General features: G+C 73.2%; 22 protein-coding genes. 14 read left to right on the top strand and 8 right to left on the bottom strand.

Annotation, left to right across the window (positions count from 1 at the left end):
• Positions 1-89: 89 nt before the first annotated feature.
• Together ACZ46W_RS01270 and ACZ46W_RS01265 are read right to left on the bottom strand one after the other, a co-directional pair.
• Positions 90-734: a Crp/Fnr family transcriptional regulator gene (locus ACZ46W_RS01270; RefSeq protein ID WP_468329439.1), complete on the bottom strand. Its 645-nt coding sequence runs from the start codon at positions 732-734 to the stop codon at positions 90-92.
• Between the two features lie 57 nt (positions 735-791).
• On the bottom strand, positions 792-1,310 hold the full coding sequence (locus ACZ46W_RS01265; protein WP_468329436.1) for a Pycsar system effector family protein: 519 nt from the start codon (positions 1,308-1,310) through the stop codon (positions 792-794).
• 625 nt (positions 1,311-1,935) lie between these two features.
• On the opposite strand from ACZ46W_RS01265, the gene panD reads away from it, so the two are divergent.
• The gene (gene panD, locus ACZ46W_RS01260) at positions 1,936-2,364 is read left to right on the top strand and encodes an aspartate 1-decarboxylase (RefSeq protein WP_468329433.1); all 429 of its coding nucleotides are present in this window, start codon (positions 1,936-1,938) and stop codon (positions 2,362-2,364) included.
• Positions 2,365-2,741: 377 nt separating this feature from the next.
• Here the strand turns inward: panD and gndA are convergent, their stop codons facing one another.
• A complete protein-coding gene (gene gndA / locus ACZ46W_RS01255) occupies positions 2,742-4,181 on the bottom strand; it encodes an NADP-dependent phosphogluconate dehydrogenase (protein WP_468329430.1) in 1,440 nt (479 codons plus the stop codon).
• 207 nt (positions 4,182-4,388) lie between these two features.
• Between gndA and ACZ46W_RS01250 the strand changes: the two genes are divergently transcribed.
• A complete protein-coding gene (locus ACZ46W_RS01250; protein WP_468329427.1) occupies positions 4,389-5,627 on the top strand; it encodes a transglycosylase family protein in 1,239 nt (412 codons plus the stop codon).
• Here the strand turns inward: ACZ46W_RS01250 and ACZ46W_RS01245 are convergent.
• Positions 5,508-6,437, bottom strand: coding sequence for a DMT family transporter (locus ACZ46W_RS01245; protein WP_468329425.1), 930 nt, complete (start codon positions 6,435-6,437; stop codon positions 5,508-5,510). The two genes, ACZ46W_RS01250 and ACZ46W_RS01245, sit on opposite strands and share 120 nt — an antisense overlap.
• 229 nt (positions 6,438-6,666) lie before the next feature.
• Between ACZ46W_RS01245 and ACZ46W_RS01240 the strand changes: the two genes are divergently transcribed.
• Together ACZ46W_RS01240 and ACZ46W_RS01235 are read left to right on the top strand one after the other, a co-directional pair.
• Positions 6,667-8,133, top strand: a complete 1,467-nt coding sequence (locus ACZ46W_RS01240) for an SDR family NAD(P)-dependent oxidoreductase (protein WP_468329422.1) — start codon at positions 6,667-6,669, stop codon at positions 8,131-8,133.
• A 251-nt stretch (positions 8,134-8,384) separates the two neighbouring features.
• Complete coding sequence (locus tag ACZ46W_RS01235; protein WP_366126048.1) at positions 8,385-8,555, top strand: hypothetical protein; 171 nt, start codon at positions 8,385-8,387, stop codon at positions 8,553-8,555.
• Between the two features lie 93 nt (positions 8,556-8,648).
• Here ACZ46W_RS01235 and ACZ46W_RS01230 read toward each other — a convergent pair whose 3' ends face one another.
• The 3 genes from ACZ46W_RS01230 to ACZ46W_RS01220 are packed head-to-tail and all read right to left on the bottom strand — an operon-like array spanning position 8,649 to position 11,444.
• The gene (locus ACZ46W_RS01230) at positions 8,649-10,061 is read right to left on the bottom strand and encodes a lipase maturation factor family protein (RefSeq protein ID WP_468329419.1); all 1,413 of its coding nucleotides are present in this window, start codon (positions 10,059-10,061) and stop codon (positions 8,649-8,651) included.
• A 22-nt stretch (positions 10,062-10,083) separates the two neighbouring features.
• Positions 10,084-10,629 carry a DUF1990 family protein gene (locus tag ACZ46W_RS01225; protein WP_468329416.1) on the bottom strand — a complete coding sequence of 182 codons (546 nt, stop codon included), beginning with the start codon at positions 10,627-10,629 and terminating at the stop codon, positions 10,084-10,086.
• Entirely contained in the window at positions 10,626-11,444 is an 819-nt protein-coding gene (locus tag ACZ46W_RS01220; RefSeq protein ID WP_468329413.1) for a YndJ family protein, read from the bottom strand. Before ACZ46W_RS01220 ends, ACZ46W_RS01225 begins: the two co-directional genes overlap by 4 nt.
• A gap of 167 nt (positions 11,445-11,611) precedes the next feature.
• Here ACZ46W_RS01220 and ACZ46W_RS01215 point away from each other — a divergent pair, with 167 nt between their 5' ends.
• From ACZ46W_RS01215 to ACZ46W_RS01200, 4 genes are all read left to right on the top strand, one after another.
• On the top strand, positions 11,612-12,772 hold the full coding sequence (locus ACZ46W_RS01215; protein ID WP_468329410.1) for a DUF6777 domain-containing protein: 1,161 nt from the start codon (positions 11,612-11,614) through the stop codon (positions 12,770-12,772).
• A gap of 62 nt (positions 12,773-12,834) precedes the next feature.
• Positions 12,835-14,907, top strand: a complete 2,073-nt coding sequence (locus ACZ46W_RS01210) for a SpoIIE family protein phosphatase (RefSeq protein ID WP_468329407.1) — start codon at positions 12,835-12,837, stop codon at positions 14,905-14,907.
• 112 nt (positions 14,908-15,019) lie between these two features.
• Positions 15,020-16,369, top strand: coding sequence for a wax ester/triacylglycerol synthase family O-acyltransferase (locus tag ACZ46W_RS01205; protein WP_468329404.1), 1,350 nt, complete (start codon positions 15,020-15,022; stop codon positions 16,367-16,369).
• 36 nt (positions 16,370-16,405) lie between these two features.
• Positions 16,406-17,266 carry an Fpg/Nei family DNA glycosylase gene (locus ACZ46W_RS01200; RefSeq protein WP_468329401.1) on the top strand — a complete coding sequence of 287 codons (861 nt, stop codon included), beginning with the start codon at positions 16,406-16,408 and terminating at the stop codon, positions 17,264-17,266.
• 1 nt (position 17,267) lies between these two features.
• Here ACZ46W_RS01200 and ACZ46W_RS01195 read toward each other — a convergent pair whose 3' ends face one another.
• A complete protein-coding gene (locus ACZ46W_RS01195) occupies positions 17,268-17,921 on the bottom strand; it encodes an anti-sigma factor (RefSeq protein WP_468329398.1) in 654 nt (217 codons plus the stop codon).
• 119 nt (positions 17,922-18,040) lie between these two features.
• On the opposite strand from ACZ46W_RS01195, the gene ACZ46W_RS01190 reads away from it, so the two are divergent.
• The 6 genes from ACZ46W_RS01190 to ACZ46W_RS01165 all read left to right on the top strand — a co-directional run bounded on the left by ACZ46W_RS01190 (position 18,041) and on the right by ACZ46W_RS01165 (position 23,401).
• On the top strand, positions 18,041-18,784 hold the full coding sequence (locus tag ACZ46W_RS01190) for a LytR/AlgR family response regulator transcription factor (RefSeq protein ID WP_468329395.1): 744 nt from the start codon (positions 18,041-18,043) through the stop codon (positions 18,782-18,784).
• A gap of 74 nt (positions 18,785-18,858) precedes the next feature.
• The gene (locus ACZ46W_RS01185; protein ID WP_468329392.1) at positions 18,859-19,503 is read left to right on the top strand and encodes a maltokinase N-terminal cap-like domain-containing protein; all 645 of its coding nucleotides are present in this window, start codon (positions 18,859-18,861) and stop codon (positions 19,501-19,503) included.
• A gap of 123 nt (positions 19,504-19,626) precedes the next feature.
• Complete coding sequence (locus tag ACZ46W_RS01180; RefSeq protein WP_366126037.1) at positions 19,627-19,899, top strand: hypothetical protein; 273 nt, start codon at positions 19,627-19,629, stop codon at positions 19,897-19,899.
• Positions 19,900-19,989: 90 nt separating this feature from the next.
• On the top strand, positions 19,990-20,409 hold the full coding sequence (locus ACZ46W_RS01175; protein WP_468329388.1) for a hypothetical protein: 420 nt from the start codon (positions 19,990-19,992) through the stop codon (positions 20,407-20,409).
• 17 nt (positions 20,410-20,426) lie between these two features.
• Positions 20,427-22,184 carry a sodium/solute symporter gene (locus ACZ46W_RS01170; RefSeq protein ID WP_468329385.1) on the top strand — a complete coding sequence of 586 codons (1,758 nt, stop codon included), beginning with the start codon at positions 20,427-20,429 and terminating at the stop codon, positions 22,182-22,184.
• On the top strand, positions 22,181-23,401 hold the full coding sequence (locus tag ACZ46W_RS01165) for a sensor histidine kinase (protein ID WP_468329382.1): 1,221 nt from the start codon (positions 22,181-22,183) through the stop codon (positions 23,399-23,401). Before ACZ46W_RS01170 ends, ACZ46W_RS01165 begins: the two co-directional genes overlap by 4 nt.
• The last annotated feature ends 36 nt before the right edge of the window (positions 23,402-23,437 follow it).

Here is a 23,437-nt window from a genome sequence, read left to right as displayed (position 1 = left end):
CGGTCACGACGGAGGGATTGAGTGCCCCATGCTGATCGGCCCCGACACGCCTTGGTGCCCACTACTGGGCACCATCCGGGTGCGGCCGGTCACATCGCGCTGCGGGCGTGGGCCGCGATCGATGTGATGTCGTGGATCAGCAGTCCGCCGCCCGGATCCGTCTCCAACCAGCCCTCTTCCCGCCCCGGCTTGATCGCCGCACCGACTGCGTTGCGGGACGCACCGATCATCTGGGAGAGCTCTTCCTGAGTCAGTCGGACGCTGACCGCTGGCCGATTCGTCGAAGCCGCATCCACAAGTCGGCTCAGGGCGCTGGCCAGGCGTACGGGAACACACGCGGTGGCGAGTTCGAGCCTGACGGCCTCGGACTCCCTGACCCGCGCGATCGCATGGCGCAGCAACGGGTTGAGCAGGCCGTTGCTCTCGACGAAGGAAAGGAATTCGGGGGCCGGAATGAGGTGGACGCGGCAGGGTTCCGCGGCGATGACAGAAGCAGAGCGGGGCTGCGCATCCAGGACGGCCAGTTCGCCGAGCAGCTCACCGGGCCCGCGTACCGCGAGCAGGGCCCGTTCACCGTTCGGCCCTGTCAGCGTCACGAGGGTCGAGCCCGAAGCCAGCAGGACCACATGGGTGCCGGGATCGCCCTGCCGCAGGAGGACGCTGCGGGCCGGGCGCACCCGCATGGGGGCGAGCCCACGCAACTGCGACCACAGACTCTCGCCGATCACTGCCATGTGCGACTGATACATATCCCCCCAAACGTAGGGACCAACCCACAGAGGGTGAGATTTTCAAGACATGAGGAAGGTGAGCAACAGGACCAATCCGGCCACACTGATTGCGGCCACAGTGAGATCGACGGCCACCTTGATCGCCCGGAACTTTCGGCGCGCGAGGGTGGTCAGAGCGGCCTCACGTTCCGGTAACTCGGTGCAGTTCACCGGGCGTCGTGGGCCGGATGCCGACGCGTGCCTGCTTCCGGTGCCTCCGCCCACGAACTCCTCACGCCAAACGAGCCCGTCGTCCTTCGGGAAGATGGGGCGCAGTGCCGTCAGCGCCGATACCAGGGCTGCCGCGACCAGCGTGCCCACCAGTGCCACAGCCACACTGAGCATGCGCGACGAGCTGACCGGTGTGGACAGTGCCGTCCCCGCCGTGATCGCAAGCAGTGCACCGGTGACTCCGCACAGCGCTGTCGCTTTTGTATCCGCACGCTGAACCTCGACGAACATCCTGTTTTCGCCACTCGGGGGTACGCCAGTGGTTGTTGAGGCGGACAGCGGGACGTTCTGCGGCTCGGATCCTTCCACTGCCTTCTCCTTTTCGTTGCCTTGCGGCTTGGAGTAGCAGTCTGAGCAGGCGGCCGGAACGCATCTGCCCAACAGGTGGTAGCCGCCGCGATCGATCGGTCACAGTCGGGAGCCAGGCTGGGTTTGAACCACAAGGCTGCCCAAATCGTGTGCTCCCCAGCGAGGCGGCGGGCCGTGTCAGCGAATCACGGCTTTAAGCCCGGGTCGGGGCTACTCGTAGTCGCGGCCAGCTGCCTGTGGAGCATCAGCTAGTCATTGGGTCCACTCAACCGCCTAACGTTTTGGGACCGGGTGAAGCCCCGGGATGCCGGGTGTGTTGAACGACTTGCAGGTAGATGCGGAGGGTGGCTCCGTGCTGGACGAAGTGCGTACCTGGCAGATCGTCAAGTAAGTCAGCATCTGGGCAGCATCAGTTCACGCACATTCCGAGACGGCTGTTCAGACGGGTGCGTGGTCGGCGATGGTGCAACAGCCTGGTTTCGCACGGAAGCGCAGGCAGGGAGCGCCCTACATAGAGCGAAGCGATGTTCCTCACAATCTTCGACTCAGGCGCGTGCCAGTTGTAGAGTGATACCGCCCTTGACCTGCAGAAAGCTGGCAGGGAGCCGTCTTACAGGAGTCCAAAGTGCTGCGCACCATGTTCAAGTCCAAGATCCATCGAGCCACCGTGACCCAGGCGGATCTTCACTACGTGGGCTCCGTCACCGTCGACGCCGACCTGATGGAGGCGGCCGATCTGCTGCCGGGCGAGCTCGTGCACATCGTGGACATCAACAACGGCGCACGCCTGGAGACGTACGTCATCGAGGGTGAGCGCGGCTCCGGGGTGATCGGGATCAATGGCGCGGCCGCCCACCTGGTGCACCCCGGTGACCTGGTGATCCTGATCAGCTACGCCCAGGTCGACGACGCCGAGGCCCGCTCGCTGGTGCCGCGCGTCGTCCACGTCGACGGGGCCAACCGGATCGTGGAGCTCGGGTCCGACGCGTCCGCGCCCGTTCCCGGCACCGACACGGCGCGCAGCCCGCACGCCGTCCCGGCCGCCCGGGGCTGACCGGTTCGGGGGTACGGGTAGCCCGATGAGTGATCCCGCCGCGCGGGGGAACGCGCAGCGGGAGAGCCTGGAACGTGCACGGCCGAACCGTCCAGGGAGCGCGCCATGACCAGCCCGAACCCGTACCCGCCCGACCCCGTACCGCCCGCGCCGACGCCGCCGCCCGGCCCGCCGGACCCCGTGCCGCCGACGCCCGTGCCACATCCGGGCCCGCCGGGCCCCGAACCCGGTCCGGCCCCCGGCCCGGTACCCACCCCGACGCCGCCACCGCACCCAGGGCCGCCACCCCCCGGGCCGTCCCCCGACCCGGTGCCCAAGCCGCCCGGGCCCGACCCGGTGCCCGGACCGGAGCCCGAGCCCGGCCCGGCGAGCTGACGTCAGGCGTCCACCTCCGAGCGGTCGCCGCCCCAGAGGGTGTGGAAGGAACCCTCCCGGTCGGTCCGCCGGTAGGTGTGCGCCCCGAAGAAGTCCCGCTGCCCCTGTGTGAGGGCAGCGGGCAGCCGGGGTGCCCGCAGCGCGTCGTAGTACGCCAGCGCCGCCGAGAACCCCGGCGTCGGCACGCCCCGCCGCGCCGCGGTCGCCACCACCGCGCGCCAGTCGTCCTGGGCCGCCCCGATCTCCGCCGCGAAGCCCTCGTCGGCCGGCAGGCACGCCAGCCCCGGCCGGGCGGCGTACGCGCCCCGGATCCGGTCGAGGAACGCCGCCCGGATGATGCAGCCAGCCCGCCACAGGGACGCCACCGTGCCGGGATCGACCTGCCACCCGTACGCCTCGCTGCCCGCCCGGATCTGGTGGAAGCCCTGCGTGTACGAGACGATCTTCGACGCGTACAGCGCCCGCTCCACCCGGTCGGCGAAACGCGCCGCCTCCGCCTCGTCCAGGGGCTTGGCGGAGGGCCCCGGCAGCGACCGGGACGCCTCGCGCGGCTCGCCGTGGCCCGACAACGACCGCGCGAACACCGCCTCCGCGATCCCCGGCACCGGCACGCCCAGGTCCAGCGCGATCTGGACCGTCCACCGCCCCGTCCCCTTCTGCTCGGCGCGGTCGGCCACGACGTCGACGAAGGGCTCCCCGCTCGCCGCGTCCGTGTGCGCGAGGACCTCCGCCGTGATCTCCATCAGGTACGAGTCCAGACGCCCCGCGTTCCAGGCGCGGAACGTCCCGGCGATCCGCGCGGGGGAGTAGCCCGCCACCCCGCGCAGCAGGTGGTACGCCTCCGCGATGAGCTGCATGTCGGCGTACTCGATGCCGTTGTGCACCATCTTCACGAAGTGACCGGCGCCGTCCGGACCGACGTGGGCCACGCACGGTGTGCCGTCCGGCGCCCTGGCGGCCACCCGCTCCAGCAGGGGGCCGAGCAATTCGTACGCCTCCGCCGACCCTCCCGGCATGATGCTCGGCCCGTGCAGGGCGCCCTCCTCACCGCCCGAGATGCCGGCTCCCACGAAGTGGATTCCACGCTTCCGTAGCTCGCCCTCGCGGCGCCGGGTGTCGGCGAAGTGCGCGTTGCCACCGTCGATGACGACGTCACCCGGCTCCAGCAGCGGCGTGAACTCCTCGATCACCGCGTCCGTCGGCTCACCCGCCTTCACCATCACGACCAGCCGACGCGGCCGCTCCAGCGCCGCGACGAACTCCTCGGCGCTCCGCGCGGCGACGAACGCCCCCTCGCCACCGAACTCCTCGACCAGCGCCTGTGTCCTGCCGGGCGTCCGGTTGTGCACGGCGACCGTGAAACCGTTGCGGGCGAAGTTGCGCGCCAGGTTGCGGCCCATGACCGCGAGCCCGGTGACGCCGATCTGGGCAGTGCCACTCATCTGTGTACTCCTGGCTTCCGGTGGGTTCCGCGTGTGGGCACGCGGGCGTACGCGTCCATACGCGGCCCGGGAGCTGCGCGTTCACCGGTGCCCCCGTCAACCCGCCCCGCAGCCGGGGCATTTGACGTGCAACGCGCCCCCTTGTCACGGCCTGTCGGGTGCCTCTAGCTTGGGCGACTGCTGACGTGTGCAAGGGGGGACCGACCCATGGCCGTACGCGGACGACACCGCCGGTACCAGCCCAGCCGTATCAACCGGGCATCGCTCACCGTCACGGCGAGCGGCGCCGGGATGGCGCTGCCGCTGATAGGAGCGGGGCAGGCGCACGCCGCGTCCGTGGACGTCTGGGAGAAGGTCGCGGCCTGCGAGTCCACCAACAACTGGAAGATCAACTCGGGCAACGGCTTCTACGGCGGGCTCCAGTTCACCCAGTCGACCTGGGAGGCGTACGGCGGTACCCGCTACGCGCCGCGCGCCGACCTCGCGACCAAGGACCAGCAGATCGCGATCGCCGAGAAGGTGCTCAAGGGACAGGGCCCGCGCGCCTGGCCCACCTGTTCGGTCAAGGCGGGCCTCACCCGGGGCGGCGACGCGCCCGACATCGCACCGCAGGCGCGACCGGCGGCGAAGGAGCAGGGCAGGCCCCGGACCCAGACGCCGCCCGCGACCCCCACCACCGTGCCCGGCAAGCGCGAGAGCTACACCGTGGCGCGGGGCGACTCCCTGTCGGGCATCGCCGAGGCGGAGAAGGTCAGGGGCGGCTGGCAGCGGCTGTACGCCGACAACCGCACGGTCATCGGCAGCGACCCCGACCTGATCATGCCGGGGCAGAAACTGACGCTGCGCACGACCGCCCCGAAGCCCGCGACGGCGGCTCCCGGGCGGCCCGCCGCGAAACCACCCGCCGCCAAGCCGCCCGCCGCCAAGCCGGCCACCGCCAAGCCGCCCGCCGCGAAGCCCGCCCCCGCCAAGCCGCCCGCCGCGAAGCCCGCCCCCGCCAAGCCCGCCACCGCGAAACCGGCCGTTCCCCGGCCCCGCACCGCCGGCTTCAGCGCGCCCGTCGACGCCGGGCCCAGCACCGCCTACCGCAAGGCGGGCTCCGCCTGGGCCAGCGGCTACCACACCGGCGTGGACTTCGCGGTCCCCACCGGCACCGCCGTGAAGGCCGTGGCCCCCGGCCGGGTCGTCTCCGCCGGCTGGGGCGGCGCGTACGGGTACCAGGTCGTCATCCGGCACGAGGACGGCAGGTACAGCCAGTACGCCCACCTCTCCGCGCTCACCGTGCGGGAAGGGCAGCGGGTCACCAGCGGCCAGCGGATCGCCCGTTCAGGGTCGACCGGCAACAGCACCGGACCGCACCTCCACTTCGAGGTGCGCACGGGGCCGGGGTACGGCTCCGACATCGACCCCCTCGCCTACCTTCGGGCGGGCGGCGTCCGGCTGTGACGGCGGCGGCACGGCGGTGAGCAGGATCAGCCCGCCCGCCGCCACCACCGCGCACCCCAGCGCCAGTACGGTGCCGGCCACCCCGTACCGGAACTGCTCGCCGAAGAGCGTGATGCCGACGACCGCCGCCACCACCGGGTTGACGACGGTCACGGTCGCCAGGGGCGCCGTCAGCCCGGCGCCCCGGTAGGACGCCTGGGACAGCAGCAGCCCGGCCGCCCCCAGCGCGGCGATCACCAGCAGGCCCGGCCACTGGCCGAGCGGCGCGGCGGCCGTGAAGTCCGCCGCGACCGCCTTGGTGAACACCGAGGCGGTCCCGAACGCCACGCCCGCCGCCGCCCCCAGCAGCACGCCGCGCACCACCGCCCGGCGCACGCCCCGGGCCGCCAGGAACAGCGCCGCCACCGCCCCGGCGCACACCACCGCCAGCAGCGGCCGCGCCCCGCCGTCCAACGGCCGGCCGTCTCCCTGGCCGGCCAGCGTCAGCAGCCCGGCCAGCCCCGCCGTCGTCATCACCGCCCCGCGCCACGCCCCCGCCCCCGCCCGCCGCCCCACGAAGACCGCCGCCATCGGCAGGGCGAACACGATCGTCAGCGCGCCCAGCGGCTGCACCAGGCTCAGCGGGCCGTACGCCAGCGCCACGACGTGCAGCAGACCGCCCACGCCGTTCAGCAGCACGGCCGCCCACCAGGCGGGGGCGGACAGGGCGGGGGAGGCGGCCGCGGAGACGCGCTCCTGCACGATCGCCCCGGCCGCGTAGGCGACCGCGGAGACCAGCGACAGCAGCACGGACAGCGCGAGGGAGCTCATAGGTCAACGATCTCCGCCCCGGCCGCCCACGTCGTCGTCCGTGAGCACGCAATCGCTCGTACTGCCGTCGTAGTACGGGAGTACACGGCGGCACACCGGGAGACCGGGGAGCCGGGGCGACCCTTGGGCGACCGTTTGGGACCGGGCCCGTGACTGACGTAAAGTGCAGCTTTTGAAAAGTATTGAAAAGTAAACGTGGCACACGAGTGATCGAGGAACGGCAACGGCCATGACGGTGACTGAAGAGAACCAGGCGTACGGGCCGGGCATCGACCCCGAGCGTCTGGCCGTCTGCCTGAGCGTCCTGGAGGAGCTCGACCAGCTCGACGTCGACCACCCGGACGCCATCGCCGTCCGCCGTGCCACGGCCGGGATCTACCGCACCGTGAAGCAGCGCCGCCGCCAGGAGCGCCGGGCCGCCAAGACCGCCCACGACAAGGCGGTCACCGAGGCCACCGCGACCGGCTCGGCCGAGCGGATCGACGACGAGACGCAGGGCCTGCTGCCGTCCTCCTCCGTGGTCGGCGAGATCGCGGGCATACTCCAGCGCCCCCGCTCCTGCTACATCTGCAAGACCCGGTACGTCGAGGTCGACGCCTTCTACCACCAGCTCTGCCAGAAGTGCGCCGCCGAGAACCGCGCCAAGCGCGACGCCCGCACCGACCTCACCGGCCGGCGCGCCCTGCTCACCGGCGGCCGCGCCAAGATCGGCATGTACATCGCGCTGCGGCTGCTGCGCGACGGTGCCCACACCACCATCACCACCCGCTTCCCCAACGACGCGATCCGCCGCTTCAAGGCCATGCCGGACAGCGACGAGTGGATCCACCGCCTGAAGATCGTCGGCATCGACCTGCGCGACCCGGCGCAGGTCGTCGCCCTCGCCGACTCGGTCGCCGCCGAGGGCCCGCTGGACGTTCTGATCAACAACGCGGCCCAGACCGTACGCCGCTCCCCGCAGGCGTACAGCGAGCTGGTCGCCGCCGAGTCCGCCCCGCTGCCCGCGGGCGAGCTGCCGTCCGCCGAGGTCATCGGCACCTTCGGCAGCGGCGCCGTGGAGACGATGGCCGCCCTGCCGGGCCCCCGCGACGGCGATCGCCTGACCGCCCAGGAGGTCACCGACCTCGCGCTCGTCAGCGGCTCCGCCTCGCTGGAGCGCATCGCCGCGGGCACCGCGATCGACGCGGGCGGCCTGGTGCCGGACCTGCACGACACCAATAGCTGGATCCAGACGGTTTCCGAGGTCGACCCGGTCGAACTTCTGGAAGTCCAGCTCTGCAACTCCACCGCGCCGTTCATCCTCATCAGCCGGCTCCGCCGGTCCATGGCCGCCTCGTCGGCACGGCGTACCTACGTGGTGAACGTCTCCGCCATGGAGGGCGTCTTCAGCCGCGGCTACAAGGGCGCCGGGCACCCGCACACCAATATGGCCAAGGCCGCGCTCAACATGCTCACGCGCACCAGCGCCCAGGAGATGTTCGAGTCTGACCGCATCCTGATGACCGCGGTCGACACCGGCTGGATCACCGACGAGCGCCCGCACCCCGACAAGGTGCGGCTCGCCGAGGCGGGCTTCCACGCCCCGCTCGACCTGGTCGACGGCGCGGCCCGGGTCTACGACCCGATCGTGCGCGGCGAGATGGGCGAGGACCTGTACGGCTGCTTCCTGAAGGACTACGCGCCCTCCAAGTGGTGATCCGCCACGCGTGCCCGGAAGCGGGCAACGTGTCCGGATACTGACCATGTGACGCGTTCCATCGAGCGGAAGCGCGCTCATTTGGTTAACCTGAAGCGAACGGCTCGCCGCCAGGGATCCACGAAACCCCCTCAGGCGGGCCTCGGGGACAAGCCTGCCACCAAGGCTGCGTTTCCGCCCGAGTAACCGGCGCCACCGCGACCGAACGGCAGTACATGTCCTCATAGGTTCGCGACACGAAGGAGTGCGCGGTGACACCAGAACTCACGAAGCAGGAGCAGCGGCCGGCGGATATCGGCGAACGATCCGCGGGGCCGGACACCCTCGGCAGCCTCGAAGTGTGGGCCCGTTCGGCCCCGATCCGGCTGGCCGGGTACGAGGAGGACCTCGCCGAGCCGCACATCCTGCCCGGCATCGACTGACCGGCCGGTCCACCGGCCGGCCCCGGCGAGCCGGTTCGTACCGTGCGCCCCGTGCCCCCCGCCCCTCCGGCGGGGGGCACGCGCGTGCGGCGGTCAGGACAGCCTGGTGGGTGGCAGGAACTCCCGTACGTACGTCCGGTGCCACCAGGCGCCCGTCTCCCGCAGTTCGCGCCGGGTGGTGTAGCGGTAGCGGTACAGCCGGGCGCGGACGCGGACGGGCGGGGCGTCGGGGAAGGGGTTGTGGCGCAGCAGCCGCAGCGTGTCGCGGTCCCCTTCGAGGAGTTTTTCCACGAAGGGCGCGAACCAGGAGTGCGCGTACGCGGGGGAGAGCGCCGCGAACCACATCAGCCAGTCGAGGCGCAGGTGGTACGGGGCGAACTGGCGCGGCAGTCGCCGTACGTCGCCGGGCTTGCCCTTGAACTCGTACTCCCGCCACACCGTGCCCGGGTGGACGGTCGGTTCGTCGGTGCCCTCGATCACGATCTCGTGCCGGACGCGGCCGACGGTGCCGAAGGCCCCGTAGGTGTTGACCAGGTGCAGCGGGTCGAAGGAGCGGTTCATGGCCTGGTGGCGGGAGACCAGGTTGCGTGCCGGACGCCAACTGAGGACCACCACCAGAGCGGTGACGGCGATGACCAGGACGCCGTACCAGAGCGGGGGATTCGGCAGCGCGGGCGCGTCGGCGACGAGGGAGCCGTCCACGGCCGACAGGGCGAGCACGATCGTGATCCAGTTCAGCCAGGAGAAGTTGCCCGACAGCACCAGCCAGAGCTGGGTCAGGGCGATGAGGCCCGCCGCCGCGCTCGCCACGGGCTGCGGGGTGAACAGCAGGAACGGCACGACGAGTTGCGTGACGTGGTTGGCCGCCACCTCCACCCGGTGCAGGGGCTTGGGCAGGTGGTGGAAGAACCAGCTCAGCGGCCCGGGCATCGGCTGGGTCTCGTGGTGGTAGTACAGGCAGGTCAGGTTCCGCCAGCAGGCGTCTCCGCGGAGCTTGATCAGGCCCGCCCCGAACTCCACCCGGAACAGCAGCCAGCGCAGCAGGAACAGGATCAGGATGGGCGGGGCGGTGTCCTCGTTGCCGAGGAAGACGGCGAGGAAACCCGCCTCCAGGAGCAGCGATTCCCAGCCGAAGCCGTACCAGGTCTGCCCGACGTTGACGATGGACAGGTACAGCGCCCACAGCACCGCCCACATCAGCATCGAGACGGCGAGCGGCACCGCGTCGCCCGCGCCCGCGACGAGCGCCAGCGACAGCGCGGCCCCCGTCCAGGCGCAGAGCGCGAAGAACCGGTCCGAGTAGTGCAGGTGGAAGACGCTCGGAGCCACCCGGGGCGGGACGCGGCGCAGGTACGCGGGCACCGGCAGCATGCCGCGTGCGCCGATCAGCGCCCGGAACTGGAGGGCGGCGCAGAGGAACGCGACCAGGTAGATCCCGGCCAGAGCCCGCTGGAAGACCAGCCGGCTCAGCCAGTAGTCGGACGAGGTGAACCAGAACCACTCCATCGGTTCCAGTATCGGCCGCCCCTCAGTTCGCGGCGATCTTTCGCAGCGTACGGCCCAGGTGTCGCGCGTAGGCGCGCTGGAGCACCGGGACGAGCGGCCCGGCGGCCCGCGTGTACCAGCGGGCGGGCCGGCTGAACGCCGTGACGGTGAACCACACGGACCCGTCCGCCCGCCGCTCCGCCACGAACGACTCCTCGCCGCTCTCGGGGTGCCCGGCCAGGGTGCCGTACGCGAAGCCGGTGCGGTCCTCCTCGTACGCCGTCCACACCACCTCGCACGGCGCGGCCATCCGCAGCGGTCCGGCGCCGAGCGAGATCTCGACGGCCGTGCCGGGTTCGGCCCGTACGGAGCCGGCACGCACGCGTGCGCCGGACTTCCGGTGCATCGCCCAGGTGGTGACGGCGGTGCCCGCCGCCTCGAAGGCGTCCCGGCCGTGGCCGATCAGCGTCTCGTGGCGGAGGTGGTGGTAGCCGGCCGGGAGGGGCCGGGTCCGGGTGGCGCCGACGTCCGGGTAGCTGAAACCGGTGGGTCCGGGAGCGGAGCCGAGGCTGCGTATCGGTCGGGTCATGTGACGGGCTCCTTGAGTCGTCGCCAGGCCAGCACCGAGCAGAGTGCGAAGCCGAGCGCGTTGCCGAGGCCGTGGGTGGCGGCCATCCAGGTCAGGTTCGGGTGCGGCAGGCCGGTCGCCTCGCCGAGCGCCCAGCTCAGCGCGAGCAGCATGGTCGCCACCAGGACGGCGGCCGAGACGGCGAGCAGCGCGCGGGTGGACCGGTCGTGCCGTTCGGTCGCGACGTCGCGCCACGTCAGCAGGGCGACGGCCCACATGCCGGCGGTGAGGACCACTGCCCCGGCCAGTTCGGCCCAGTCGTCCAGGAAGTACCCCAGAAGGACGAGCAGGGTGCCCAGCGGCACGCTGAGCGCGGCGAACCGGGCCGCGGGCCGGTCCACCGTGCGGCAGACCAGCCCGGCCACCAGGGCGGCGGCGAAGCCGGCGAAGTGGAAGTGGGGGACGGTCAGCGCCAGGATGTCCAGGCCGAACCCGAACAGCCGGTGCCCGGCCCGCTCGGCGACCAGCGCGAGCGCGGCGACCGAGGGGCTCGCCAGCGCGGTCAGGACGGCGACCTCGGCGGGTGCCGCCGACCGGGTGCGCAGCAGGCGGCGCGGGGCGTGCAGTGCGAGGAGGACGGTGCCCAGCGCGTAGCATGCGGCGAGCGTGACGGCGGGGACACCGCGCGGCAGCCACAGGCAGACGGCCCCGGGCAGGGCGAACACCGGCCACAGGCGCCGTACGGTGTCGAGCTCCGGGGCCTCCATCAGGCGGAGCCCGGCCGGGACGATCAGCAGCATGCCGAGCGTCACGATCAGATTGACCAGTACGGACACGCGGCCCCACCCCCTTGCTCGAACGCTTTCTTGAACGTGTTCAAGCAGAGCCTAGGGTCTTTCTTGAACGCGTTCAAGTCCTTCTTGGGTGTCTCCCTTCCGGTTGCGGGCACGTCCGGGATCCGGCAGATATGGACCAGCCAAGGGTCGTTCAGGAGGAGGCTCGCGTGCGTTCACCGATACGTCTGCTGCTGGCCGCCGGGCTGCTCGTCGCGGGCTGCGGCGGCGGCGACACGCGTGCGGCCGGTACCGGGGCGGCGGCGAACTCCCGCGAGGTCCGCCTCCAGCCCGTCGGCGCCCCGGGGCCCCACCCCTTCACCGCGTCGACCGCCCGTCCGGCACCCGGAACGCCCGCCGCCCCGCCTTCCCGGACAGGGGGCGGCCGAGGTCCCCGTACCGTCTCCGGCTCCACGCCCGGCCTCTACGGCGGCGTGCCCTCCGCCCCCAGTTGCGACGTCGAACGGCAGGTGGGCCTGCTGACCGCCGACGACACCAAGGCGCGCGCCTTCGCCCAGGCCGCCGGGATCGGCCCCGCCGGCATCGCGCCCTGGCTGCGCGGCCTCACCCCCGTGGTGCTGCGCGCCGACACCCGGGTCACCGGCCACGGCTACCGCGACGGCTCCGCGACGCCCTTCCAGGCCGTCCTCCAGGCCGGTACGGCCGTGCTGGTCGACCAGTACGGCGCGCCGCGCGTGCGGTGCGCGTGCGGCAACCCGCTGCGGTCGCCGGTCGTCGCCGAAGGGGCCGCCGTGGAGAAGGGCCGGCGGTGGCCCGGCTACGACCCCGGGCGGGTCGTGATCGTCAACCCCACCCAGCAGGTGGTCCACAGCCTGACCCTCGTGAACGTCCTGGACAACACCTGGCTCGAACGCCTCACCGGCAGCGGCCCCGACCGGGACAGGCGCCCGGAGGTACCGCCGCCGTACGCCCCCGGTGAGCGTGACCTCGCGGCCGCCCCGGCGCCGGAGGAGCCGCGAGAGCCGCAGCGGCCGCCCAGGACCCCGGCGCCGGCCGATTGCCCGACCGCGACCAGCGGCGCCCGGACGGTCCCGCCCGGCTGCCCCACCCCGCCCCCGCCACCGCCGCCCCCGGTCCTCATCGCGCCGGACGGCGCCGGGGACCCCGGCGGCGGCCCGGACCTCCCGGCCGATCCGTACGACCGGCCCGCCGGCCCCGGGCTCCCGGACGGCGGCCCCGGGCTCCCGGACGGGCCGGGCCTGCCCGATGGTCCTCCGGACGGGCCCGGCGCACCCGACGGCCTGGGCCTGCCGGAGGACGCGGGGGAGCCGCAGGACATGCCCCTCGAACCGGAGCTCCACGAGGGCTGATGGCTCCGCATCCGGTTCCGCAGACGGTCGAAAAACCCGACAAATGATGGCAGAGTGGCTCCATGGTTGATCCGGCAGCGGATGCCCTGTCGCTCCCCGAGGACTGGCCCGCCCACCCGGATCTGAGTCTGTCCCTCAACCGCATGGGCAGCTTCGACTGGGACCTCGACACAGGGCTCATGCACATGGACAAGACCGCCCTCGACGTGTTCCAGACGGACGTCACCGAATACGACGGGCGGCCCGAGAGCCTTGCCCCCCGCGTCCCGCCGAGCGAGGCCATCCGTCTCGACGGACTGGTCGCGCAGGCCCTCAAGAGCGGCAGCACGCACTACGGCGCCTACTTCCGCATCCGTGCCCGCGACGGCGGTCTGCGCTGGACCCACACCCAGGGGTTCATCCGGCGGGACGAGACCGGCCGCCCGCGCCGCATCATCGGCATCGTCCGCGACGCCACCCAGGAGCTCGCCGAGTCCACCGCCCGGCGGGAGGTCGACGAGGAGCGGCGCCGTCAGACCAGCGTGGTGGAGTCCACCACGGCGGCCCTCGCCCACGCCCGGACCGTCCAGGACGTCATCGACGTGCTGAAGGACTCGCACGGCCTGGAGCACCTGGGCGCGACCAGCCTGGTGATGGGGCTGCTGGAGGCGGGCCGCATCCACCTCGTCGCCGACGGGCCCGAGGGCTCCTTCGTCCCCGGCACCCGCTACACCCGGGTGGACGAGCAGTACCCGATGAGCGAGGTCGTCCGCACCCTCACCCCCCGCTTCATCGAGTCCCCCGAGGACTTCGCCACCTCCTACCCCATCCTCTGGCCGCACATCAGCGGCCTCGGGATCACCTCCGCCGCGTATCTGCCGCTGATCGCCCAGGCCCGGCCCATCGGCGCGCTCGGCCTGCTCTACAGCGACAAGAACGGCTTCACCCCCGAGGACCGCAACGTGCTCGTGGCCCTCGGCAGCAGCATCGCGCAGAGCATCCAGCGCGCCATGCTCTTCGAGCAGGAGCACGACCTCGCCGAGGGACTCCAGCAGGCCATGCTGCCGCGCCGCATCCCCGCGGTGCCCGGCGCGCAGATCGCCGTCCGCTACCGCTCCGCCCGGCTCGGCCGGGACATCGGCGGTGACTGGTACGACATCATCCCGCTGCCCGGCGGCCGGGTCGGCGCCGTCATCGGGGACGTCCAGGGGCACGACACGCACGCCGCCGCCGTGATGGGGCAGCTCCGCATCGTGCTGCGGGCGTACGCGGCGGAGGGCCACACCCCGGCCACCGTGATGGCGCGGGCGTCCTCCTTCCTGCACGAGCTGGACACCGACCGCTTCGCCACCTGTACGTACCTGGAGGCCGACCTGGCGACCGGCGTGGTGCAGGTGGTGCGGGCCGGGCACGTCGACCCGCTGCTGCGGGACGCCGACGGCGACTGCCGCCGGGTGCCGGTGCAGGGCGGGATGCCGCTCGGCCTGTCGGCGGAGTTCGGCGCGCTCGACTACCCCGTCGCCATCCTGGAGCTCGACCCGGGGCAGGCCCTGCTGCTGTACACGGACGGGCTGGTCGAGCAGCCGGGCGTCGACCTCGACGAGGGCATGCAGTGGCTGACGGCCCTGGTGCGGGGCGGGCCGGACGACCTCCAGGACCTCGCCGACCACCTGTGCGACGTGGTCGACGAGCGAGGCGGCGAGGACGACGTGGCGATCCTGCTGCTGCGCCGCGAGGGCGGGTTCACCCCGCAGGCGGGCGGGCGGCTCCAGCAGCACGTTGCTCAGAGCGACCCCGAGGCGCTCAGCTCGGCCCGGCACATGATCAGGGCGGCGGTACGGGCCTGGGGCTCGGGGGAGCGGGCCGACGACATCGAGCTGGTCGCCGACGAGCTGATCACCAACGCGCTGCTCCACACCGACGGCGGGGCGATCGTCACGCTGCGGATGCTGGCCGGGCACGAACGGCGGCTGCGGGTCGAGGTGGAGGACCGCTCCAGCGCCCTGCCCCGCCGCCGCGACGCGGGCCTGTCGGGCGTCTCGGGCCGGGGCCTGCTGCTGGTGGACCGGCTGACCGACGTGTGGGGAGTGGACTCGCGCGGCAGCGGCAAATGCGTCTGGTGCGAGTTCACCGTCCCCGTCCGGCCGGAAATGTGATGGACACCGGCTGTTAACTGTAAGTGAAGGGATCGTACTTGACCGTAACCGACCGAACGCGTTTGACTGCAGTTCCGTAGCCGTCCACGGCCCTCCACGACATGGGGATCCCTTGAGCAGTGAGCTGCTGGCACCTCTCGACCTGGCCTTCTGGCACCTGGAAACGGCCGACCACCCCATGCACCTGGGCGCCCTCGCCCGCTTCGACCCCGGACCCGACGACCCCGGCGACGTCCTGGACCTGCTCGCCGAGCGCGCCGCCGCCATCCCCCGGCTGCGGATGCGCGTCCGCGACGTGCTGCTCCCCGTCGGCGGCGCCGCCTGGAGCGCCGACAAGACCTTCGACGTACACCGTCACGTGCGGCACGTCCCCCTGCCGGGAGACCCGGCCGGCTTCACCGCCGAGGCGACGCGGCTCGCCGGCGAGCTGATGGAACGTCCCCTCGAACGCGGGCGGCCGCCCTGGGAGATGTACCTGCTGACCGGCGCGCCCGGCGGCCCCTTCGCCGTCCTCGTCAAGCTCCACCACGCGCTCGCCGACGGCATGCGCGCGGTCGCCATCGGCGCCGGCATCTTCGACGAGATCGCCGGCGCCCGCACCACCACCGGCCGCCGCCGCCCGCGCCCGGTGCCACCCCGCTCCTGGCTGCCCGGCCCGCTGAACGTCGCGGGCGCCGCGCGCGGCCGCATCGAGGAGCTCGGCCGGGCCCTGGGCGTCGGCGCCTCCGTCGTACGCGCCAGCCGCCTCGACCCGCGCGGCACGCCCGCGCTCACCGCCGGCTCCAGCGGGACGCGGCGCCTGGCCACCGCCGACCTGGACCTGGAGGAGGTACGGCGGGTCCGCCGGGTCACCGGCGGCACCGCCAACGACGTGCTGCTCGCGGTCACCGCCGGGGCGCTGCGCCACTGGATGCTCCAGCGCGGCGAGCGGCCGCCCACGGCCGACCCGCGCGCCCTCGTACCGGTCTCCCGGCGGCGGCCCGGCGGCGCGCCCGGCCCCGGCAACACCTTCTCCGCGTACCTCCTGGACCTGCCCCTCTCCGACCCCGACCCGCTGAGCCGGCTGGACTCCGTACGGCGCGGGATGGACCGCAACAAGGCCGCCGGGCCCACGCGCGGGGCCGGGGCGGTCGCCGTGCTCGCCGACCAACTGCCCCCGCTCGCCCACCGGTTCGGCGCCCCGCTGGCCCAGGGAGCGGCGCGGATGCTGTTCGACGTCCTGGTCACCAACGTGCCGCTGCCCCGCTCCACCCTCTCCCTCGGCGGCCACCCGCTGCGCGCCCTGCACCCCATGGCCCCCCTCGCGCGCGGCCAGGCGCTGGCCGTGGCGATGTCCCCCTACGGCGGCCAGGTGCACATCGGGCTCGTCGCCGACGGCAAGGCCGTACCGGACGTGGACCGGCTCGCCCACGCGATGGCCGACGAACTGGCCGAACTGGTCAAGCTCACCCGGCGGAGCTGAGCAGCGCGCCGGGCGCCCCTGCGGCACGCTGGAACCATGCCTGAACTGCCCGAGGTCGAAGCCCTCCGAGAGTTCCTCGACGAGCACCTGGTCGGCAAGGAGATCGCCCGCGCCCTGCCCGTCGCGATCAGCGTCCTCAAGACGTACGACCCGCCGCTGTCCGCCCTCGACGGCACCACCGTCACGGCCGTCGGCCGGCACGGCAAGTTCCTGGACATCACGGCCGACGGGCTGCACCTGCTGGTCCACCTCGCCCGGGCCGGCTGGCTCCAGTGGCGGGACGTCCTGCCCTCCGGGCCGCCGCGCCCCGGCAAGGGCCCGCTCGCGCTGCGCGTCGCGCTCACCGGCGGCGACGGCTTCGACCTCACCGAGGCGGGCACCACCAAACGCCTCGCCGTCCACCTCGTCCACGACCCCGCAGACGTCCCGGGCGTCGCCAGGCTCGGCCCGGACCCGCTCGCCGACGACTTCGACCGGGACGCCTTCGCCGCCCTCCTCGCCGGGGAGCGGCGCCAGGTCAAGGGCGCCCTGCGCGACCAGAGCCTGATCGCGGGCATCGGCAACGCCTACAGCGACGAGATCCTGCACGCCGCCCGGATGTCACCCTTCAAACCCGTGCAGAACCTCACCGAGGACGAGACGACCACCCTCTACGAGGCGATGCGCACCACCCTCCACGAGGCCGTCGAGCGCTCCCACGGCGTCGCCGCCGGGCGCCTCAAGGCCGAGAAGAAGAGCGGCCTGCGCGTCCACGGCCGCACCGGGGAACCGTGCCCCGTCTGCGGCGACACCATCCGGGAGGTCTCCTTCAGCGACTCCTCGCTCCAGTACTGCCCCACCTGCCAGACCGGCGGCAAACCGCTCGCCGACCGCCGGCTGTCGCGGCTCCTCAAATAGGTCACGGCCGCACCGACACCAGCCGCTCGCCCTCCACGGTCCGCACCTCCAGCCGCTCGATCTCCCCGAGCCGCAGCGCGATGCCTCCCTCCATGACCGGCTCGTCGCCCTCCTTCGTCGCCCACGTCATGACCGGCCACGCCCGGCCGTCCGCCCCGACGGCGACCAGTTCGCACACGCGAGCGCCCCGCACCCCGGCCACCCGCAGCGCCACCTCCGTGCCCCACTCCCGGTCCCGCAGCGCGACCGACGCCGACGCCCCGGTCGCCGAGTCCGTCGCCGCCGCCCGCCGTACCGCCGGGTCGCCACCGCCCGGTCCGGGCGAGGCCAGCAGCACGACGCCCGGTACCGCGACCGCCAGCGCCGCCGCCACCCCGACGACCCGCGACCGCCACCGCCGCGCCCGCACCGGACGCGCCCGACGGGACCGCCGGCGCCCCGCCCGGGCGGCCGGCACCGCGACCGCCCCCAGGGGCCGCAGCGGCTCCCGTTCGGCGAGCTGGGCCAGCGCCGACGCGGCGAAGAGGAAGTCCGGGAGCCCGGCCGCACACGCCGCGCACCGCGCCAGGTGCTCCTCGCACGCGAGGGCGTCCGCCGGTTCCAGCACGCCCAGCGCATAGGCGGCGACATCGTGATGCCGCTCCCGCAGACTCATGGGGGTGCCTCATTCCCGCGTACGCGTCCGTGTGCCGTGTGCTTCCGTGAAGCCTTACGCCATGCAGTACGCATCCGAGCCGTTTCCCGCTCAATCGACCCGCCCCTACACTCCGCACCATGGTGCGCGTACTGGCCGTCGACGACGAGAAGCCCGCTCTCGAAGAGCTCCTCTACCTCCTCCGCTCCGACCCGAGGGTGCGCAGCGCGGAGGGCGCCACCGACGCCACCGAGGCGCTCCGCCGCATCGGCCGCGCCCTCGAAGCGGGGCCCGACGGCGTGGACGCCATCGACGTCGTCTTCCTCGACATCCACATGGCCGGGCTCACCGGCCTCGACATCGCCCGCCTGATAGCCGGGTTCGCCAGGCCCCCGCTGATCGTCTTCGTCACCGCCCACGAAGGGTTCGCCCTCCAGGCGTTCGACCTCAAGGCCGTCGACTACGTCCTCAAACCGGTGCGCAAGGAACGCCTCGCGGAGGCCGTTCGACGCGTCCGCGAGCTCGCCGAACCCACGGTCGCCGCCGCGGCGGCGGAGCAGATCCCGGTCGAACTCGGCGGCGTCACCCGCTTCGTGGCCGTCGACGACATCGCCTACGTCGAGGCCCAGGGCGACTACGCGCGGCTGCACACCGACGAGGGCAGCCACCTCGTCCGCATCCCGCTGTCCACGCTGGAGGAGCGGTGGGCGGCGCGCGGGTTCGTCCGCATCCACCGCAGCCACCTGGTCGCGCTGCGCCGCATCGACGAACTGCGCCTCGACGCCGGGGCGACCACCGTCCGGGTCGGCAGCGCCGAACTGGCCGTCAGCCGCCGCCACGCCCGCCAACTGCGCGACCTGTTGATGCGCCAGGCACGCGGTTGACACCGGCCCCGGGCAAGATCGCGAATCCCGGGCCGACGGGAATGAAGAAGCAGGCCATGGGAGTTGAGCGGGACATGGCTGTCATACACAACACCACCATGTCGCCCGGCAAGCTGGAGCTCCTCCAGGGCTGGCTGCCCACCCAGCCGTGGTACACCGGCACAGCCGGCCGACCGGAACTGGTCAAGGCCGGCGGGTTCCGGCTCGACGACCCGGAGGGCGAGGTGGGCATCGAGTTCATGGTGGTCGCGGACCTCTCCGGCGACCGGCCCGTCGCGTACCACGTGCCGCTGAGCTACCGGGGAGCCCCGCTCGACGGCGCCGGACAGGGGCTCATCGGCACGTCCGAGCACGGGGTGCTGGGACGGCGCTGGATCTACGACGGCACGCACGACCCCGTGGTGGTCGCCCAGGTGCTCGCCCTCCTCCAGGGGCGCGCCAAGGCGCAGCACCAGAGCGTCACCGGCGCCCCCGACACGTCCGTCACCAGCCACTGCTCCACGGCCGCCCTCCCGGCCGGGGACGAGCCGGGGAACGTCCACAACGACGAGCACGGCACCCGCGTGGAGACGGCCACCGCGACCCTCGAAGTGATCCGCACCCTGGGAGCGCCGCAGGGCGCCGGCACCTACGACGGGCACGTCACCGCCGCCTGGCACCTGCCGGACGGCGGCGAGCACAACGGCCCGTTCTTCCTCCTCCGCGCCACCGCTCGCTGACCCCTGCCGGTGCCGGCACCCACCGTTCGTCGCGCGGTACGCGCCGTTCGGCGACGGGTGCCCGGCACCGGACCGACGGCCCACCGTCCGGCGCCTAGTGTTGATCACCGGAGAGGGGGCACCGTGACCGTGGAGATCGAGGCGCTGCTCGCCGAACTGCGCGCGCTGCCGGACCTCCGGCCGGCCGGCCCGAGCGAGGCCGAGGCGCTGCTCGCCGGGGTCAGGAGCGCCGCCGGACGCTGGGCCGACGTGCTGTACGAGATCCAGGAGTCGACGCACGGACTGGTCGGGCCCCGCACGGCGGCCGCCCTGGAGGTGGCGTTCCGCCGGGCCGAGGAGTGCTACGTCGAGCTGGAGATCGCCCTCGGCGACGCCGCCCGGCGGACCGGCAAGTGACCCGAGAACCCCGAAAACGGGGTCTACCTTCGGTAATGGCTTCTGCGTAGACTCCACCCCCCGAGCCAGCCAGCCGACCCACGGACACCGATGCCCGCAGAGCACCAAGCCGAGCACGAAGCCGAGCACCGAGCCGGTCACCGGCCCGCGCGCCCCCGCCGCGAGACGGTCACCGGTGTCCCCCGCTCCGCCCGCCGTCCGCCCGGTCACGCGCCCGCCCGCTCCGAGATCAGCGAGCAGACCACCCTCGGCCACACCTACGTACGGTCCCTGATGCGCAGCCAACTGCGCGCCGCCCTCTACGCACTGGGCACCCTCGCGCTGCTCGTCGGCTCACTGCCCCTGCTGTTCACACTCCCGACGGCGCTCGGGCACGGCACCGCCCAGCCGTTCCTCTGGGCCGCCCTGGGCGTCGGCACGTACCCCGTCGTCTGGCTCATCGCCCGCTGGTACGTCCGCCGCGCCGAGCGCAACGAACGCGACTTCACCGGCCTCGTGGAAGGCCGCTGAGCCCGCATGGACCGCACGTGAACCAGACCTACGCGGTGGCCGCCGTCACCGCCGTCGTCCTCGCCACCGTGCTCATCGGCGCCCTCGGGCTGCGCATCTCCCGCACCACCTCCGACTTCTACGTCGCCTCCCGCACCGTGGGTCCCGGCCTCAACGCCGCCGCCATCAGCGGCGAATACCTCTCCGCCGCCTCCTTCCTCGGCATCGCCGGACTCGTCCTCCTCCAGGGCCCCGACATGCTCTGGTACCCGGTCGGCTACACCGCCGGATACCTCGTCCTGCTGGTGCTGGTCGCCGCCCCGCTGCGCCGCTCCGGCGCCTACACCCTCTCCGACTTCGCCGAGGCCCGCCTCGAATCGCCCGAGGCACGCCGGCTCGCCAGCCTCTTCGTCGTCGGCATCGGCTGGCTGTACCTGCTGCCGCAGCTCCAGGGGGCGGGCCTCACGCTGGAGATCCTCACCGGTGCCCCCGACTGGGTCGGCGGGCTGGTCGTCGCCGTCGTCGTCACGGGGGCGGTGGCGGCGGGCGGGATGCGGAGCATCACCTTCGTGCAGGCCTTCCAGTACTGGCTCAAGCTCACCGCCCTGCTGATCCCCGCGCTGTTCCTGGTCACCGCCTGGTGGGGCGACGACGCGCCGCGCGCCCGGTTCGACGCGCCCGCCGTCTTCCGCGAGCACACCGCCGTGACGGTCGACGACACCGTACGCATCGAGGTCGACGCACCACTGACCCTGACCGTCACCGGGCGCGTCGACTCCACCGCCTACGAGGACGACCGGGTCACCCTCGACGAGGGCGGCCACCGCGTCGAGGCGGGCACCACCCTGCGCTTCCCCGAGGGCGCGCGGGTCCCCGAGCGGGCCGCCGGAGGCGCCGACCCCCAGGGCTGGTCGCAGCCGCTGGCGGGCGGCCGCGACGGCCACCAGCTCTACGCCACCTACGGGCTGATCCTCGCCACGTTCCTCGGCACCATGGGCCTGCCGCACGTCGCCGTCCGCTTCTACACCAGCCCCGACGGGCGCACCGCCCGCCGCACCACGCTCGTCGTCCTCGGCCTGGTCGGCTCCTTCTACCTGCTGCCCCCGGTCTACGGCGCGCTCGGCCGGATCTACGCCCCCGAACTCGCCCTCACCGGCGCGGCGGACGCGGCCGTGCTCGTCCTGCCCGACCGGGTCCTGGGCGGGACGGCCGGTGAGCTGCTGGGCGCGCTGCTGGCGGGCGGGGCGTTCGCGGCGTTCCTGTCGACGGCGTCGGGGCTGACCATGTCCGTCGCGGGGGTGCTCAGCCAGGACGTGCTGCCCTCGCGCGGGGTGCGCCACTTCCGGCTGGCGACCGTGCTGGCCATGGCGGTGCCGCTCGCCGTCAGCCTGGTGGCCACCAACGTGCCGGTGGCCGACGCCGTGGGCCTGGCGTTCGCCGTGTCGGCGTCCTCGTTCTGCCCGCTGCTGGTCCTCGGCATCTGGTGGCGGCGGCTCACCCCGCCCGGCGCCATGGCCGGACTCGTGGCGGGCGGCGGGGCCGCGCTCACGGCCGTGATGGCGACCCGCGCGGGGCTCGCCCCGGAAGGGTGGCCGCACTCCCTGATGGCCTGGCCGGCCGTCTGGTCCGTGCCGCTCGGCTTCCTCACCATGGTCGCCGTCTCGCTCGCCACGCCCCGCCGCGTCCCGGCCGGCACCCCCGCCATCCTGGCCCGGCTGCACCTGCCCGAGGACCTGGCCGGCCGCCCCTCGGGACGCCCCCGGGCGCCGGAACGCCAGGAAGGGGCCGAGCGGTGAGCGGAACCCTCTTCGCCGCCCTGGCCGCCGCCGGGGCCGTCCTCCTCGCCGCCGGGTTCGCGCTCGGGCGGCTCAGCGCGCGGCGGGCCGGCAAGGACGTCCTGGACCTCGGCACCCCCGTGGAGCGGGCCACCTTCCACACCCTGCACACCGCCTCCCTCGCCGCCCCGCCGCTGCGGGCCGGGCTCACGGAGGACACCGCGCGCAAGGCCGCGCGCCGGCTGCGCTCGCTGCTCGGCACGGAGGCGCTGTGCCTGACCGACCGCACGGCCGTGCTCGCCTGGGACGGTCCCGGGGGCGACCACCACCGCGAGCAGGTGATGGAACGGGTCGCCGAGCTGCTCGGCTCCGGGCGGGGCCAGAGCGTGCGCGCCGAGTGCGGCGAGCCCGACTGCCCGCTGCGGTGGGCCGTGATCGCGCCACTGACCGGTGAGGAAGGTGTGCTGGGCGCCCTGGTCGCGTACGGCTCGCGCGAGTCGGCGGTCCTGGTGCGGGCGGCGACGGAGGTGGCCCGCTGGGTCTCGGTCCAGCTCGAACTGGCCGAACTGGACCGGTCCCGTACGCGCCTGATCGAGGCGGAGATCCGGGCCCTGCGCGCCCAGATCTCCCCGCACTTCATCTTCAACTCGCTCGCCGCCATCGCCTCCTTCGTCCGTACCGACCCGGAGCGGGCGCGCGAACTGCTCCTGGAATTCGCCGACTTCACCCGCTACTCCTTCCGGCGGCACGGCGAGTTCACCCAGCTCGCCGACGAGCTGCGCTCCATCGAGCAGTACCTGGCGCTCGCGGGCGCGCGGTTCGGCGACCGGCTCCAGGTCACCCTCCAGGTGGCGCCCGAGGTACTGCCGGTGACGCTGCCGTTCCTGTGCCTCCAGCCGCTGGTCGAGAACGCCGTCAAGCACGGCCTGGAGGACTCCCGTACCACCTGCCGCGTGACGATCGCGGCCGAGGACGCGGGAGCCGAGGCCGTCGTCACCATCGAGGACGACGGGGTGGGCATGGACCCGGACGTCCTGCGGGCCATCCTCGCGGGCGAGCGCCCCCAGGCGTCCGGCATCGGCCTGTCCAACGTCGACGAACGGCTGCGCCAGGCGTACGGGGACGACTACGGCCTCGTCGTCGAGACGGGCGTCGGCGCGGGCATGAAGGTCACCGTCCGTGTCCCGAAGTATCGCGCGGGTGTGCACCGCGATCCGCCCGCGTCCGTTCAGGAATGAAATGTCCCGGTATGGGGACGCGGGTGCAATGGCGGT

Source organism: Streptomyces sp. NPDC031064 (assembly GCF_055570965.1).
This window is presented reverse-complemented; position numbering and strand designations above follow the sequence as displayed.

Excerpts from the sequence above, each read along its gene's own strand:
- ACZ46W_RS01270 (WP_468329439.1), bottom strand. The coding sequence starts at position 734 with ATGGCAGTGATCGGCGAGAGTCTGTGGTCGCAGTTGCGTGGGCTCGCC.
- gndA (WP_468329430.1), bottom strand. The coding sequence starts at position 4,181 with ATGAGTGGCACTGCCCAGATCGGCGTCACCGGGCTCGCGGTCATGGGC.
- ACZ46W_RS01250 (WP_468329427.1), top strand. The coding sequence starts at position 4,389 with ATGGCCGTACGCGGACGACACCGCCGGTACCAGCCCAGCCGTATCAAC.
- ACZ46W_RS01245 (WP_468329425.1), bottom strand. The coding sequence starts at position 6,437 with ATGAGCTCCCTCGCGCTGTCCGTGCTGCTGTCGCTGGTCTCCGCGGTC.
- ACZ46W_RS01240 (WP_468329422.1), top strand. The coding sequence starts at position 6,667 with ATGACGGTGACTGAAGAGAACCAGGCGTACGGGCCGGGCATCGACCCC.
- ACZ46W_RS01230 (WP_468329419.1), bottom strand. The coding sequence starts at position 10,061 with ATGGAGTGGTTCTGGTTCACCTCGTCCGACTACTGGCTGAGCCGGCTG.
- ACZ46W_RS01225 (WP_468329416.1), bottom strand. The coding sequence starts at position 10,629 with ATGACCCGACCGATACGCAGCCTCGGCTCCGCTCCCGGACCCACCGGT.
- ACZ46W_RS01210 (WP_468329407.1), top strand. The coding sequence starts at position 12,835 with ATGGTTGATCCGGCAGCGGATGCCCTGTCGCTCCCCGAGGACTGGCCC.
- ACZ46W_RS01200 (WP_468329401.1), top strand. The coding sequence starts at position 16,406 with ATGCCTGAACTGCCCGAGGTCGAAGCCCTCCGAGAGTTCCTCGACGAG.
- ACZ46W_RS01195 (WP_468329398.1), bottom strand. The coding sequence starts at position 17,921 with ATGAGTCTGCGGGAGCGGCATCACGATGTCGCCGCCTATGCGCTGGGC.
- ACZ46W_RS01190 (WP_468329395.1), top strand. The coding sequence starts at position 18,041 with ATGGTGCGCGTACTGGCCGTCGACGACGAGAAGCCCGCTCTCGAAGAG.
- ACZ46W_RS01185 (WP_468329392.1), top strand. The coding sequence starts at position 18,859 with ATGGCTGTCATACACAACACCACCATGTCGCCCGGCAAGCTGGAGCTC.
- ACZ46W_RS01175 (WP_468329388.1), top strand. The coding sequence starts at position 19,990 with ATGCCCGCAGAGCACCAAGCCGAGCACGAAGCCGAGCACCGAGCCGGT.